The sequence below is a fragment of the Mucilaginibacter yixingensis genome (assembly GCF_041080815.1).
In the GTDB taxonomy this organism is placed as follows: domain Bacteria; phylum Bacteroidota; class Bacteroidia; order Sphingobacteriales; family Sphingobacteriaceae; genus Mucilaginibacter; species Mucilaginibacter yixingensis.
The window spans coordinates 1361801-1378044 of sequence record NZ_CP160205.1 but is presented as its reverse complement, the minus strand read 5'-3'; the positions used below and the strand labels follow the sequence as shown (position 1 = coordinate 1378044).

12 protein-coding genes are annotated in these 16244 nt (G+C 49.2%); 6 read left to right on the top strand and 6 right to left on the bottom strand.

The window, feature by feature from the left end; genetic code table 11:
• Positions 1–144 precede the first annotated feature (144 nt).
• From ABZR88_RS05665 to ABZR88_RS05645, 5 genes are all read right to left on the bottom strand, one after another.
• Positions 145–1803, bottom strand: coding sequence for an FAD-dependent oxidoreductase (locus ABZR88_RS05665; RefSeq protein ID WP_107828385.1), 1659 nt, complete (start codon positions 1801–1803; stop codon positions 145–147).
• Positions 1804–3225 (bottom strand): sensor histidine kinase, encoded by a 1422-nt coding sequence (locus tag ABZR88_RS05660; protein ID WP_107828386.1) that lies wholly within the window; start codon positions 3223–3225, stop codon positions 1804–1806.
• 119 nt (positions 3226–3344) lie between these two features.
• Positions 3345–3614 (bottom strand): UBP-type zinc finger domain-containing protein, encoded by a 270-nt coding sequence (locus ABZR88_RS05655; RefSeq protein ID WP_107828387.1) that lies wholly within the window; start codon positions 3612–3614, stop codon positions 3345–3347.
• A gap of 118 nt (positions 3615–3732) precedes the next feature.
• Positions 3733–4461, bottom strand: coding sequence for a LytTR family DNA-binding domain-containing protein (locus ABZR88_RS05650; protein ID WP_107828388.1), 729 nt, complete (start codon positions 4459–4461; stop codon positions 3733–3735).
• A complete protein-coding gene (locus ABZR88_RS05645) occupies positions 4458–5537 on the bottom strand; it encodes a sensor histidine kinase (protein ID WP_107828482.1) in 1080 nt (359 codons plus the stop codon). Before ABZR88_RS05645 ends, ABZR88_RS05650 begins: the two co-directional genes overlap by 4 nt.
• Positions 5538–5771: 234 nt before the next feature.
• Between ABZR88_RS05645 and ABZR88_RS05640 the strand changes: the two genes are divergently transcribed.
• From ABZR88_RS05640 to hemN, 6 genes are all read left to right on the top strand, one after another.
• The gene (locus ABZR88_RS05640) at positions 5772–8582 is read left to right on the top strand and encodes a carboxypeptidase-like regulatory domain-containing protein (RefSeq protein WP_107828389.1); all 2811 of its coding nucleotides are present in this window, start codon (positions 5772–5774) and stop codon (positions 8580–8582) included.
• Positions 8573–9364, top strand: coding sequence for a DUF4249 family protein (locus ABZR88_RS05635; RefSeq protein WP_107828390.1), 792 nt, complete (start codon positions 8573–8575; stop codon positions 9362–9364). Before ABZR88_RS05640 ends, ABZR88_RS05635 begins: the two co-directional genes overlap by 10 nt.
• 108 nt (positions 9365–9472) lie before the next feature.
• Complete coding sequence (locus ABZR88_RS05630) at positions 9473–10681, top strand: PAS domain-containing sensor histidine kinase (RefSeq protein WP_107828391.1); 1209 nt, start codon at positions 9473–9475, stop codon at positions 10679–10681.
• Positions 10659–11708 (top strand): response regulator, encoded by a 1050-nt coding sequence (locus tag ABZR88_RS05625; RefSeq protein ID WP_107828392.1) that lies wholly within the window; start codon positions 10659–10661, stop codon positions 11706–11708. The genes ABZR88_RS05630 and ABZR88_RS05625 overlap by 23 nt, the downstream gene beginning before the upstream one ends.
• A 79-nt stretch (positions 11709–11787) precedes the next feature.
• A complete protein-coding gene (locus ABZR88_RS05620; RefSeq protein WP_107828393.1) occupies positions 11788–12843 on the top strand; it encodes a 2-hydroxyacid dehydrogenase in 1056 nt (351 codons plus the stop codon).
• Positions 12840–14207 (top strand): oxygen-independent coproporphyrinogen III oxidase, encoded by a 1368-nt coding sequence (gene hemN, locus ABZR88_RS05615; protein ID WP_107828394.1) that lies wholly within the window; start codon positions 12840–12842, stop codon positions 14205–14207. The genes ABZR88_RS05620 and hemN overlap by 4 nt, the downstream gene beginning before the upstream one ends.
• Positions 14208–14444: 237 nt before the next feature.
• Here the strand turns inward: hemN and ABZR88_RS05610 are convergent, their stop codons facing one another.
• Positions 14445–16220 (bottom strand): hypothetical protein, encoded by a 1776-nt coding sequence (locus ABZR88_RS05610; protein ID WP_107828395.1) that lies wholly within the window; start codon positions 16218–16220, stop codon positions 14445–14447.
• Between the last annotated feature and the right edge of the window lie 24 nt (positions 16221–16244).

The following is a 16244-nucleotide window of genomic DNA, read 5'->3' as shown; positions in this document are numbered from 1 at the left end:
GTTTCAGCACCCCACATGCAAAGCTAACCGTCTTGGTTGCCAGGCATGATGGGGTCCCGAAACAAGTTCGGGATGACCTGTTTTTATCACAAAAAAATTAAAAGCAGTTTTCCCGTGCAATAACCCGGCTATTTCTTGCAATTGTTATACCTCAGCCAGGTACTTATGCACAAAGCTGATGGCCATAGAGCCTTCGCCTACGGCTGATGCCACTCGGTTCATGGTGCCGGCACGCACATCGCCTGCGGCAAAAATGCCGGGACAACTGGTTTCCAGCAGGTACGGATCGCGCGGGGTTTTCCATACTTTGTTAAACTGCTCGTAACGGTTCAGCTCGCGGCCGGTCTCAATAAAGCCTTTATCGTTTTTGATAATCACCTGGCTCAGCCAATCTGTAAACGGCCGGGTACCGATAAACACGTACAAGGCATCGGCCTTTACTACTTCGGTTACATCGCGCTCAAAATCATGGATAGACAGGTTTTCCAGTTTTTCGCTACCACAGGCCTCCCCAATCTCGCGGTTGGGCAACAGGGTAATGTTCTCTACCTGCTTAATCTGATCAATCAAGTACGATGACATGCTCGACGTTAGATCTGGCTTGCGGATAATGATATATACCTGTTTGGCAAACTTAGACAAATACATGGCCGCCTGCCCGGCAGAGTTACCGCCGCCTACAATGTAGACATCTTTACCCTTACAGGATGACGCCTCGGTAGTGGCTGCACCGTAATAAACGCCAGCACCGGTAAAATCGGCAATACCTTTGTTCTCTAACTTTCGGTAATCTACCCCGGTGGTAATTACAATGGCACGGGTTGATACGGTGGCATCGTCCTCCATTACCAGCGTTTTGTAACCATCTTTCAGGCGAATTTCTTTTACCTCGCGTGGTGCCAGAAAATCGGCACCGAAACGCGTAGCCTGGGTAATTGCACGGCGGGTCAAATCAGAGCCGCTCAATCCGTTAGGGAAACCCAGGTAGTTCTCAATGCGCGAACTTGTACCGGCCTGTCCGCCTGGTGCATGGCGCTCTATCAGCAGGGTTTTCAATCCCTCTGATGCACCATAAACTGATGCCGCCAAACCCGCCGGACCAGCGCCGATGATCACCACATCGTACATCTCGTTCTTAATCTCCGGGCTCAACCCTATCTTCTCGGCAATTTCCGGCACACGTGGTTGCTTGCAAAAGCTACCATCTTCGTAAAACATCACCGGCAAATCAGCACCGCAGATGCTATTAAATTGCATTAACTTTTGTGCTTCCTCTGCGTCCTGCTCAATCCACTTGTAAGGCACCAGATTGCCAGACAAAAACTCTTTGATAAGGTGCGTTTGCGGTGAAAAGTTGTAGCCAATCAGCTTGATGCCTTTAAAATCAGGAACGTAACTGCCCTGCCAATCGTCTAGCAGATCGTCAATTACCGGGTATAGTTTCTCTTGCGGAGGGTCCCAGGGTTTAATCAGGTAATAGTCGAGCTTTACCTCGTTAATGGCCTTGATGGCCGCCTGGGTATCAGAATAGGCCGTTAGCAGTACGCGTTTGGCGTTGGGGTAATAATCCATCGCCTTGCATAAAAAATCAACGCCCTCCATTTCGGGCATGCGTTGGTCTGATACAAAAAGGGCAATCTCCTCGCCCTTATTTTTAAGTTCGAGCAGATTATCCAGAGCCTCTTTAACAGAGGTGGTACTTAAAATTCGGTATTGCTGATGATACTGCGTGCGCAAATCGCGACTGATAGCACGAAGCACAAACTGGTCGTCATCTACAACAAATATGATGGGTAATTTCATTTAAACTGATAAATGTTGATTCAAGTTATCCTGAACGGGCAGACAGATAAAAAATGTAGTGCCCTGATCAGATGTTTTTAGTTTGATAGCACCACGGTGCTGGGTAACAATGCGCATCACCACATCCAGCCCCAGGCCGGTACCCTTGCCCACTTCTTTAGTGGTAAAAAACGGATCATAAATACGGGTCTGGATATCCTCGGGAATACCGGGACCATTATCGCTGATCTGTACGTAAACGTTACGCGCGTCCTTTCCGGTTTTTATGGTGAGCTTGCCAGTACCGTTAGTTTCCATGGCATCAATAGCGTTATCTATAATATTGGTCCACACCTGGTTCATCTCCCCTACCACGGCCATTACGCGCGGCAAGCCCTGATCAAACTCACGTATTACTTCAATTTTAGATTTACGCAGTTTGTATTCCATAATAATGAGGGTATTCTCCAGGCCTGCATGAATATCTACCGCCTGCTTGTCCGTACCCTGATCCATGTGACTAAAACCTTTAATGGCCGTCACCAGTCCCGAGATACGCTCGGAAGCCTCTTTAATATCTTTAACTGTTTTGCGCACATTGAGCTGATGGTTCACCCAGCCCAATACGGTTTCCACGCTTTCGGGCGGCACCAGGTCGGTTACAGACGTAATTTCATCCGGCTGAAAGCCACAATCGGCCAATGTTTCTACCAGGCAATAGTCGGCTATCTGGTAGCTTTCCAGTTGCATGCTCAGCTCATCCTCCAGTTCGGCACGCTCCATCATAGACAGCGCAGGTCTCTCCGGTTGTTTCAGCAGAGCAGTTACCTTATGTTCCAGTTCTTTTACCTGTTCCGGATCGATACATAGTGCCGCCAATTGCTCAAACATCTCCGCAAAATGGTCTAACTTATCTAACAAAAACGCCGCGTTACGAATGATAGACGCTACCGGGTTATTCAGCTCATGCGCCAAACCGGCAGACAGTTTACCCAGGGCCGCCATTTTTTCAATCTGCTGCTGCTGGGTGGTATACATGCGCACACGGTTAGTCATTACGTGCACCAGGGCTTCGGTCAGCTCAAAGTGCAGGCGGATGGCCTTCCTGATCTCATCCGCTGGCACTTCCAGCACCAGGCAATCTTTAATACACTCGGCATTTACCACAGCGGTTTTGCCGCGCGAGAAAGGCAGATAACCCATAACTGCGCCGGGCTCCATAATGGCTGCCTCTTTAAAATTTTTCTTTTGGATGAGCCCGAGGCGCACCTTGCCTTCCAGCAGGAAATAGGTTTTATCCAACGCGGCATCCATGTTAAACAATATTTCGCCGGCAGCAATTTGGCGGGCTTTGCCGGCGGCTATCATCCATTCCAGCTGTTCTGGCGGCACTTCATGTAAAGCTTCTACCGCCTGTAACCGGTCGACAGTAATTTGGGGCATGGCAAGATTTGTTTTGAGGTAAAATGTTAATCTAAGATAGCGTGTTATTGCTTGCGATGCAACAACAATAACCCTGCCTCCTGGTTAACGGGCAAGGTAAGCCGGTAAAATTGTAAAGCTTAATACTCTACCATAATACCATCTGCATTGCACCACAACCAACGTTCTCCCGGCTCGGCCGAAGCAATTACGGGGTGCCCCGTTTCATGGAAATGCGCCGTCATATGTTTCATAGGCGATGAGTCGCAACACAACGTAATACCGCAGGTTTGGCAGGTGCGCAGGTGCAGCCAATGGCCGCCGTGTTTAACACACTCTTCGCACACGTAATCATCACCAATCTTAACTTCTTCAATGTTATTGAGGTGCTCGCAAATCTTTGTTTCCATGGTATTAATCGTTAAAAGTTTTTCGGCGGAGATGAGGGGGTTATCTTCCAGCCAGGGTAGTTTATCTACCCAAAATTAACTTTGTTTTTGCTAAAAAGCTAACGATTAAAAAACGATGCTAATCGGCCTTTTCCAGCCATTTGCCGGTCACCTGGTTAAAAGCTTCTTTGTACACCTCGCCAATGGTCACCTGCCTGTCGCCAATATGCAGGGTATTACGGGTAACAGAACTGATCTTGTCCAGCGAAGCAATGAACGACCGGTGCACCCGCATAAAACGCTTGGCCGGCAGCTTTTCTTCCAGCGCTTTAAGGCTCATCAGCGTAAGCAAGGGTTTGGGCGTATCTTTAAGCGAGATTTTGGCATAGTCTTTTAGTCCTTCAATAAACAGAATATCGCTCAGCGGCACGCGCACCAGCTGATACTCTACACGCACAAACAAGTATTGCTCCTCTTCTGCCCCGCCGGCCCGGTTAAGTAATGATTGATATCGCTCTGCCTTTTGTGCTGCTTTCAAAAAGTCATCATAATCAAATGGTTTGAGCAAGTAATCCAGCGCATCAACCTTATAACTTTCCAATGCAAACTGGTTGTAGGCCGTGGTAAAAATGACGCGAGAAATGTGAGACTCGGCCTCCAAAGCCCGGGCCAGTTCAATACCGTCCATATCCGGTAGCTGAATGTCTGAAAATATCAGGTCAACCGGCGTGCGCCTCACAAAATTCAGCGCATCAACCGCACTCAGGAAACTGCCTTCCAGTTCCAGGAACGGCGTGCGCTCAATAAATCCTTTAAGCAGGTTTAACGCCAGTGGCTCATCATCTATGGCAATGCAGCGCAGTATCATTGTAAACTTAGGGTTAGTTGAACTTCATAATGCAGATCTGTGGTACAGGGATTAACCTCCAGACGATACCGCTCTGGATACAACAGATCTAACCGGCGGCGGGTATTAGCCAAACCAATGCCGCTGCTTTCAGTGGTACGTCCTGACGGCAAGTCTGCAAACAGTGTATTGCGTACTTTTAGTATCAACAACGATTGATCTTGCTTAATGCTGATGTGAATATTGCTGGGCTGCAGGCTGCTAACACCGTGCTTAAAGGCATTTTCTACCAGTGGCAAAAACAGCATGGGCGCCAGTTCTACATCATTCAACCGGGCAGGAGTGTCAAACAGGAGGCTCACTTTATCACTCAGACGCAGCTGCATCAATTCGATATAATCACTAATGAAACCAATCTCCTTACTCAGCAGCGTAGACTGATGCTCGGTCTCATACAGCAGGTAGCGCATCATGCGCGATAACTTATGGATCGCCTTGCCCGAGCTTTGAGCATCTACCGCCGTAAGCGCATAGATATTATTCAGCGTATTGAAAAAGAAATGCGGGTTGATCTGCGCTTTGAGGAACGAGAGTTCTGAAATAGTTTTCTGCTGCTCCAACTCCCGGCGCAATTGCTGATCGGTCTGCCATTTTTGTATAGCGGTAATGGTGGTGCTTACCCCCAAAATGAGCGCGGTGATGACCAGCAGCGGAAAATCAAAATGCCGCCCATGCGCGTGCGGCGGCGGGCGATGTTGTTTAAATGCTGCTTCTACTAACTGCGGGATACGTAACTCGGTATCGGTAACGCTCAGCAGCAAGAGCACAGCAGCAAGTGTGAGCAGCAGCAATGCTACAAATTCACGCGTACGGTCTTTAAATAAAAAGCGGGGCACCAGCACATAGGCGTTCAAATAAAAAGCAGCTACCAATAAACCCAGCAATACGAAGTTTTTGATCCAGAACTGAAGCGGGATGATAGAATTGAGCCACATGGGCTGATCAAAAAACAAGCCCACTCCCACAATGGCCCATACCAAAATATGGCTCATCAGGGTGATGGGTTTACCCGGACTGAAAGAAAGCGTTTGTTGCATTACCGGCAAGGTTACGCTTATTGACAATAGCCCGCAAACAGGCATCTACGGTTAGGCAAAATCCGTCGACGAATGGGCCATTTGCCGCACTGTGAGCGCCATTTTTAGTTCCTGTCGATAAATTTCCGGTTTACGTCGATACATCCTCCCGCCCCCATAATAAAGCCCGAAAGACACTGTTTACTGCACTGTATGAATCAACACTAAACGTCACTATTTGCCTATTACCCCTGTATGAAGAAAATTTACTATTGCCTTTATCCGCTTATTTTTCTGGCCTGTTCTACCGCCAGTGCACAGCACACTAAAAAGGTATTGAAGAACACCATTATCGATCATTTTTATACCTGCCGGTTGGATGAGATGCTGGATACCATTGCTGCCACCTACCACATCCCCATCTTTTTTGAGCGCGAACCGCTGCATGAGATGGATGTATCCAACCACTTCTTCAATGAATCGTTGCAAGAAGTTTTCCAGAACGTTTGCCGGGCTAACAAGCTGCAATACTGGATTGAGAACGATGGCACCATTTACATGCTGCAAAGCCCGGACGATCTGCCTAAGCTTAAACGACTGAAAGAGCTAACCAGAACGGCGTCTGCCCTTAAACCCGTGATAACCTTAGAGGCTCCTAAAGGACCTCCGGAGCGCCTCAGCTTCCCCATCACCGGCAAGGTAACGGATATGAACACCGGCGAGGCCCTGCCTGGCGCCACCGTAAAAGTGCGCGGCAGCAACCTGGTTACCCTCACCAATACCAGCGGTAACTTTACCATTCTTAATGTACCATCAGACACGGTTGCGCTTGATGTATCTTTTGTGGGCTATCAACCCGATGCCTTCAGGCTGAACAGTAAGATGATAGACAGTGCGTTGGTACTCTCCCTCTACCCCAGCATGAATGCGCTGAACGAGGTAACCGTAACCGGCAAAAAAAGCGGGGTACTTAATACCGATAGCAAACAGGTAAGCGTACTGCAACTGGCCCCATCGGCACTGGATAAATTGCCCAACATTGGCGAGCGTGATATTATGCGCGCCTTTCAGCTGATGCCGGGGGTGAGCGCCACCAATGAGTCGTCATCCGGCGCTTATGTACGCGGTGGTACGCCAGATCAAAACCTCGTGCTGCTGGATGGCTTTACCGTTTACCAGGTAGATCACCTGTATGGTTTCTTCAGCGCGTTTAACAGCAATGCCGTACGCGATGTGGATTTGATGAAAGGTGGCTTCTCTGCCAAATACGGTGGCCGCTTGTCCAGCGTTACAGACATCCGCGGTAAAGACGGCAATAAGAACGAAACCAATTTTGGCGGCGATATCAGTCTGCTCAGTACCAACCTGTTTGCAGAAACACCAGTGGGTAAAAACAGCTCGGTGTTTGTGGCGGTGCGCCGCTCATACCAGGGGCCGCTGTACGATAAGATCTTCAACAAATTCAACACCACTACCGAAGCCACCGGCCCGTCTGGCGGTGGCTTCGGCGGCCTGAGCGGTCGCGGCTTTGGTGGTGGCGGTTTTGGTGGTGGTGGCTTCCGCAATCAAACTACCCCTTCCTCTTATTTTTACGATGTGAACGCCAAGTACACGTACACGTTCTCGTCCCGCAACAACCTGGCACTAAGTTTCTATAATGGCAGTGACTACCTTGATAACGGCCGACAAATGAACCTGCCATCAATGGCTACGGGCAACGCTACCAGTTTAAAGATTAACGATAATCAGCAATCGGGCAATACCGGCGCCAGCCTTAAATGGGGCAGCACCATTGGCAGTAAGCTGTTTGCCAACACCACCTTTAGCTACACCGATTTTAACAGCGACCGTACCCGCGGTACCAACGCCATGCTGACCGACAGCGGTGCCACCCGCAACGTGCTGAATGGAACGGTAGAAAACAATCACCTGAGCGATGTTAGCCTAAAATCTGATTGGGAATGGCGGGCCAACCAGCAAATGAAATGGTTGTTTGGCGGTTTCTCCTCGCAACTGCATATAGACTATACTTACCAGAGCGATACCACCCAACTCATCAATCAGCATAACCAGGGTTTGACCGGCGGCGGCTATGTTGAGCTGCAATATGACCCGAACAGTAAATGGCACGTACAACCGGGACTGCGTACCACTTACTATGGCCCCACGGGCAAAGCCTATACCGAGCCGCGCCTAAACTTTATTTACCACCTGAATGACAAGTTCAGCTTGAAGGGTGCCACCGGTCGCTTTTACCAATTTACCAACCAGGTGGTGCGCGAGGACGTAACCGGCGGCAACCGCAACTTCTGGGTGCTGGCCAACAACAGCAACATCCCTGTGAGCAGTGCCTACCATTTTATTGCCGGCGGCAGTTATGAAACCGATGACTTTCTGTTTGATGTAGAAGGCTATTATAAAAGACTTGATGGCTTAACCCAGTATTCCATCCGGCAGGATGGCGGCGCCGGGCCTGGCGGTTTCGGCGGCAGTAGCAGCACCACTACCCTTACCGAGAATTTTTACCAGGGATCAGGCTATACCCAGGGCATAGAATTTTTACTACAGAAAAAGGCAGGACTTTACACCGGCTGGCTCAGCTATACGCTGGGACAAGCCAAAAATAAGTTCCCGGTTTATGGAAGCGATTATTACGACTCTGATCAGGACATCCGCCACGAGGTAAAATCCATCAACATGTATCATTGGCAGCGTTGGAGTTTCTCGGCAGTCTTCATCTTCAGCACCGGGCACCCGTATACCGCTCCGCTGGGCGCTTACACGGTGCAAACGCTCGATGGCAACAAAACATCTTACCTCACCATCAGTGGCAAAAATGCGGGTAGATTGCCTGATTACCATCGCCTTGATCTATCGGCCACTTATGATCTGCTGCGGATTGACGGCATCAAAACCGGGAGCATCGGCCTGTCATTATTTAACGTTTACAACCACGTAAACACCTGGTATAACGAGTACTACATCCGCAACAATCAGGTTTACACCACCGTGGTTAAATATTTAGGTTTTACCCCCAACATCACCCTCAGCTTAAAATGGAAATAACTATAAAAAGAGCAACATTACTGATGTTTGCGTTGCTTGCCGGTCTTACTGCATGCCGCAAACAAGCGGTTGATAACAGCGTGCTACCGGTGGTAGTGGGCTACCTCATTCCCGGTCAGCCCATCAGCGTAAAAGTTTACGAACAGAAAGACATTACCGATACCGCTGTGTACGGGCCGCTTATTGCAGGGCTCAAACTATCAATAAACGATGGCACGCGCAGCTACTCACTGAGCGAGACCGCAACCGGCACCTATACTTATTCGGATGCATCTATCCTATCGGCTGGAAAAACCTACAAACTGAGCTTTACCTACGACGGCAAAACCGTGACCGCCAGCACGCTGATGCCTGCCAAACCTACCGGTTACACTACAGACTTTAACTATGCTTACCCCAGCAGCACCAATAGTCCCGGTATTATTTTACCGCCGGCATTTACCTTGCATTGGGATAACCCCGACTCGTTAAACCATGTGGTGGTTTTCATGAATGATGAGGCTAGTCCGCCAAGTGTGAGCGGGCGGGGCTTTAACGCGCCGGTTAACTTTACCATTGATGCCAAGCAAGCCTCATCGCTGGCGGTATATGCGCGTAGCTTTAACTACTATGGCACCTATCGCGCTATACTTTACAGCGTAGATAAAGTTTATGCCGATGCACTAAAGAGCAACGCCAACACCTCCTCACAAGAACTGACAGACCCGCCAACAAACGTGGTGAACGGCTATGGCATCTTCGCATCAGCCCAAACAGATACATTGGCCATTTCTGTACAATAAATATTTGAACTATAAAAATGATCTTCGTCACACCCTGATCCGTTGCCCGTCATTTTATTATCAGGGCCTCATTTAGCATATTTGTGATGAAGATCATTTTTATAGCCGATGGAGAATACAGCCTTATTAAAAGCCATTATTGAGCATGCCATTGACGGTATCATCACCATTGATGGCCGCGGGTATATCGAGACCATCAACCCATCGGCTTGTGCGCTTTTTCAGTATGAACCGCATGAGGTAATTGGCAAAAATGTGAGCGTACTGATGCCGCCGCCAGACAAGGAGCATCATGATGAGTACATCCAACGCTATCAGCACACCGGCCGGCCGCATATCATCGGCATAGGCCGCGAGGTAAAAGGCTTGAAAAAAGATGGCTCGGTGTTCCCCTTCAGGTTGGGGGTGAGCGAGGTACAATTCTCTGGCCGGAAGATCTACACGGGTTTTATCCATGATCTCTCCCGCGAAAAAGAAGCCGAAGAAAAACTCAAAGAATACACCTCGCGCCTGGAAGACCAGGTAGAAGAGCGCACCCTCTCACTCAAAGAAACCGTGCGCGAATTGGAACTGGCCAAAGAAGAGGTAAGCCAATCGCTGGAAAAAGAAAAAGAACTGAGCAACCTGAAAAGTCGCTTTGTGTCAATGGCCTCGCACGAGTTTCGCACGCCGCTGAGCGCCGTCCAGCTATCGGCCGTACTGATTGATAAATACGTACAGCAGAATGACCAGGCGGCTATCAGCAAACACATCGGCAAGATCAAAAACTCGGTGAGCAACCTTACCGCCATTCTGAATGATTTTCTCTCGTTAGAACGGTTGGAAGCCGGCAAGGTTGAACCCCAGTTTCAGGCATTTGATGTGGTAAAGTTTGGCGAAGAAATTACCGAAGAAATGCAGCTGATAGCCAAGCAAAACCAAAACATTGTTTATCAGCATACCGGCACGGCACGCTCTGTAATGCTTGATCAAAGCTTACTTAAAAACTGTATCATCAATCTTATTGGCAATGCCATCAAATACTCGGGCGAGAACACTTTTATTGAGTTTAATACCGAGCTGGTTGCAGACCGGCTCATCGTTATTATTAAAGATAACGGCATCGGCATCCCCGATGAAGACCAGAAGCATTTGTTCGAGGCCTTCTTCCGTGCGCACAACACCGGTAGCATTCCGGGCACCGGCCTTGGCCTGAACATTGTGCTGCGCTATGCATCGCTGATGGACGGACAAATAGATTTTAAAAGCAAACTGAACCAGGGCACATCATTTACACTTTCTTTCCCTAATCGTCATGAAAACAATACTGATCATTGAGGATAATACCGACATCCGCGAAAGCACAGCCGAAATACTTACCCTGGCCGATTACCGCGTCCTGGAAGCCGATAACGGTCGCACGGGTGTAGACCTGGCTACCCAGCACAAACCCGATCTGATTTTGTGCGATATTATGATGCCTGAGCTGGACGGATATGGTGTGCTTTACCTGCTGAGTAAGAACACCGACACGATGAACATCCCCTTTATCTTTCTGACTGCCAAAGCCGAGCGTGTTGACTTTAGGAAAGGAATGGAAATGGGTGCCGATGACTATCTGACCAAACCTTTTGACGATCTGGAACTGCTCAACGCGATTGAAAGCCGCCTGGCAAAAAAACAACGGCAGGAAGAGTTTTACAGTAAATCACTCCAAAACCTGGAGCAACTGGCCGCAGGTCAGGGCAAAGGTGCTGCCGAGCTGAAGAACTTGATTGCGGGCAGAAAGATCCGTCAGATCAAGAAAAAACAGGTACTTTTTTATGAGGGCGACATGCCGCAAGGCCTTTACCTGCTAATGGAAGGCGCCGTGCGCACCTACAAAATGGCCGAAGACGGGCGCGAACTGATGATGAATCTGTACCGTGCTGATGATTACCTGGGCATCCACGCGCTGCTGTTAGACGAGCCTTATACCGAAACCGCCGAAGCGCTGGAAGATTGCGCCATTTGCCTGCTGCCCAAAGATGCAGTAATTGGCCTGATGGATCGTTACCCTGATGTGAGCGGGCAATTCATTCGACTACTGGCTAACAATATCAAAGACAAAGAAGAGCAACTGTTGGAGCTGGCCTACAACTCTGTACGCAAGCGCCTGGCACAAACACTGGTAAGGCTGAGTAATCAGCTGCCGTCGCCAGACCAGTTCCGCATCTCTCGCGATGAGCTGGCCGCTATGGCCGGCATGGCTACAGAGACCGTGAGCCGTACGCTGAGCGATTTTAAAGACGAAAAACTGATTGAAAAGAAAGGTAGCACCATCAGCATACTTGACCTGCAGCGGCTGGCCCGCATGAAAAACTGATATTGATCATTTTTTGGGCTGACGGCGCGCATGGCCCACCCGCAACCATCACCGTAGCTTTGTATAAAAGCAAAAGAACATGAAAGTGGTTGCCTACAGTATAAAGCCTTTTGAAAAAGAATACTTAATCAAGGCCAATCAGAAGAAACACGATATCACCCTGATATCTAACCGGCTTACACCAGAAACCGTTGGCTTTGCCGAGGGTAAAGACGCCGTGATTGTCTTCACAAACGATGATGTTTCGGCCCCCGTTATACAGGAGCTGAACAAACTGGGGGTACGCTTTATAGCCACCCGCAGCGCAGGTACAGATCATATTGATAAACAGGCCGCTGCCCTGCACGGCATTAAGCTGGCCAGTGTACCGGCTTACTCACCGCAAGCCATTGCAGAACATACCGTTGCCCTGGCCCTGGCGCTAAACCGCCGTCTGCCGCGTGCCGACAAACAAAGTCATCATTTTGATTTTAGGCTGGATGACCTGATGGGCTTCAACCTGCACCAGAAAACGGTGGGTATCGTTGGCCTGGGCAACATCGGCCGCGCCACGGCTGCTATTTTTAAAGGCTTTGGCTGCCGGATAATTGGCTATGACGCCAACACCGCCCAGGAGCTGAATTTTGTAGAGAAAGTATCGTTGCAAACCCTTTATCATGAGGCTGATATCATTTCACTACACCTCCCCCTTACGCCCGAAACTTACTACATGATAGACGCCCGGGCCATTGCCGCCATGAAAGAAGGCGTAATGTTGCTCAACACCTCACGCGGCGGGCTCATGAAAACAGTGGATGTAGTGGAAGGCGTTTATAGCGGCCACATTGGCTACCTGGGCCTGGATGTCTACGAGAACGAAAAGAACCTATTTTTTGACGATCATGAGTATGACCGCGATAAGGACCCACTGCTACAGCAGTTGCTTAACCACCCCAACGTGCTGGTAACACCGCATCAGGCATTTTTAACCAAAGAGGCGCTGCAGCAGATCACCCAGCAAACCATCAAAAACCTGGACTTGTGGCAAGACAAGAAATGTGTAGGCGACGCCTGTGCCTGTGCACGCGGCTGTCGCACCGCAACACCCGCCACCTCAAAACCTCAGGAAGATAACGTTAACAATTACCTGCTATGATAAGCCAGGATGAGTTGATTAAAAAATATGCGGTAGCCGCCCCCCGTTACACCAGCTACCCTACCGTACCGTACTGGGACAAGCAGGAGTTTGACCCAGCCCGATGGCTGCAAACGGTAAAAGCCCTTTTTGAAAAAAGTAACACCAGCGATGGCATCAGCCTGTACCTGCACCTCCCCTTTTGCGAGAACCTTTGTACCTATTGCGGGTGCAACACCCGCATTACCAAAAACCACGGAGTAGAAACGCCATACATCAAGGCACTGCTAAAAGAATGGGCCATGTACAAGCAAGCACTGGGCGCGCGACCGGTGATCAAAGAGATTCATTTGGGTGGTGGCACTCCCACGTTTTTTAAGGCGACCAACCTGAAACTTTTGCTGGATGGCATACTGAACGGTGCAGACATCCACCCGCAGGCCGAGTTCAGCTTTGAGGCTCACCCGGCCAATACCACCGTTGATCATTTGCAAACGCTTTATGATCTGGGTTTCCGCCGGTTGAGTTTGGGGATACAGGATTTTGATCCGCGGGTACAGCTCATTATTAATCGTATACAAAGTTTTGAACAGGTAAAAGCAGTAACGCTGCAAGCCCGCCGGATTGGCTATACATCCGTTAATTTCGATCTGATCTATGGCCTGCCGCTGCAAACCTTGTGCGGACTGGCGGATACGCTTGCCAAAATAAAGCAGCTAAAACCAGACAGAATTGCCTTTTACAGCTACGCGCACGTGCCCTGGATAAAACCCGGACAGCGCAAGTTTACCGAGCATGATCTGCCCGGCGTGATGGAGAAAGCAGCGTTGTATGAATTTGGGCGCAACGCGTTCATCAATATGGGGTATGCCGAAATTGGCATGGACCACTTTGCCTTGCTAACCGACAACCTGTACAAGGCCCAAACCAATGGGCATCTGCACCGCAATTTCATGGGTTATACCCATCAATATACCCAACTGTTGATTGGCCTGGGCGTATCATCCATCAGCGATGCGTGGAGTGCCTATGCGCAAAACGTAAAAACGGTAGAGCAATACCTGGAGTTGATTAATAACGATATCCTCCCCGTAGCAAAAGGCCATTTTTTAAACCGTGAAGACCTCATTATCCGCCGCCACATGCTGGATATTATGTGCAAAGGCCGCACCAGCTGGAACTTCCACCAGGAGCCATTTATGGCCCTGTTTGACAGCATTGAACGCATGCAAAACCTGGCCGATGACGGACTGATAGAACTGGACTCGCACCGGTTAAAAGTAACCCACACGGGTAAACGTTTTCTTCGCAATATCTGCATGGCGCTTGATGCGCGTTTATGGGCAGATAAGCCAGCTACGCAGTTATTTAGCTTGGCGGGGTAAGGTTGCCATAGTAATATCTGCAAAATCGAAGAGCCACAAAATTTTGTGGCTCTTCGATTTTGAAACCATGTCATTTCGACGAATGAAGAGGTGGGCTGAGCCTGGAATGAGGAGAAATCTTTTCGATCATGCATCCCGGCAAATCGCTCCGAAAAGATTTCTCAGTCGCCCCAGCCCTCACACCCTCCGCTGCTTCATCGAAATGACAACTTTTTTTGATAATTACCTATCTTCTTATCAATCACCCAATTGCATCGTCTCAAAACCTGCGATTTCCTTCCTCAAATTTTCAATCTCCGCCAAAGCTGCGTCTGCCACGTCGGCAAACAAGCGCTGGTAGTAGCCGATGCCGTCCAGCATCTGCGCTTTAAACTTTTGGATGTATTTTAACTGTTTATCGCCGGCATTGGTAACCAGGTTGCCTATCAGCTTTTTCAGGTAATCAGCATAGAGCTTCAACTCGTTAACAAATACGTGCGAGCGCTCTATGCCTTGCAGCAAATCAGTCTTTCCGTAAATGTGACCTACCATCTCATCCAGCGAGTACACTTTAGAAAAGTACACCAGGTTCGGTCCCGGACAAATGGCTACAGCCTTGTTCTCGCGCGCCTTGAGCATATCATTTTTAATATAGGCTGATGCGCACAGGCCCTCGCACAGGCAAAGCTTCTCGGTAACGGCCTCAATTTGCTTTTGCAACTCATCATCAGGCAGGTCTGATGCTTTAAGCTGCCAGATCTTCAACGCCTGGTATTGCCGTGACGCCGTACACAACGGTGCTGACGTAAACTCGGTATTGCTAACCAGCAATCGCTTGGTGCAGGGACTGCCTGGCCTATCGGCAGCTATACGTGCTAGCCGCTGCTGCTCTGCCGTGCTATTGCGGAAGTTATTGAACAACACACCCAGCGGCGAGGCGTTGCTCACGTAAAAATCATCGTGCGTGGCGTTGGTCAAACGCTGCAAGGTTTCGTCATCAACATTAGTAGCTTCCGGCACCAACAAGAAAGGGCTGCCCCAGCCGGTAGCATCCAGCCTGTAATGGCTACGTAGAAACTGCTGCTCGGCGGCTGTACCGATGCCGCCCTGGGCACTGATGCGCTGATCAAGGATGATATTGGTGAGCCTGTTTTTGGCTATCAGTGCATCCTGATATAAGTTAAAAAGCTCAGCCTGCAGGAGGTCGCGCTTTTGTTTAAATTCTTCCAATATCGGTCCCAACAGTAAACCATCTGTAGCAAAGGCGTGGCCGCCGCAATTCAAACCAGATTCAATCCTAAACTCTGACACCCACAGGCCTTTCTTGGCCAATAACTTGGCCTGCACTTGTGCCGAGCGAAAATCGCTTACCTTCAAGATGATCTTCTTTTTCAGCACACCGTTTTCATCGGGATAAAAATCTTCGAAGCTTTCCAGGTAGCCATACAGGCGCTGATTTAGTCCGGCTGATAAGATGACCGATGATGATAGATTACTTTCGGCAAAACCACGCAATGCGGCCAGCGCATCGGTATTGGCATCGCCAGTATAATGGCCTTTGGCGTCAAAGTTCATCTTGTCAATCTTGGCCATAATATTCACGTCGATAGCACCAGGGCGCATCATGCCGCGTAAGATTGCTTCAAAAATGGCACGCTGCGGCACATTTACCGGAAACTCGCGCAGCAAGTCATAGCCTTGCTTTAGCTGACTGTCATCCGGCAGCAGGTTAAAATATCTGTCCAGATCGGTATCGGCATAAAACTGTTGTGCCCTTAGTTCGTCAAATTGCTCATCAACCAGATACTTTAACAGATTAAGGTAAGCGGTAATGCGGCGGGCACGGCTATCGGGCGCATTTTTATGGATGGGCTCAAAAGGTAACTGGCTTTGGCGGCAATGATGTTTGCGCATACGCTCAATCAGTTCATCATCCACAACCGAAACTACCGATGATATACCATAGCGCCCAACTTTGAGCGGGGTATCAATAGAGAAACCCAGTCCTAAAACAGGGATATGAAATTGATGCATAAAACAGCGGGATAAAAAAAGCGG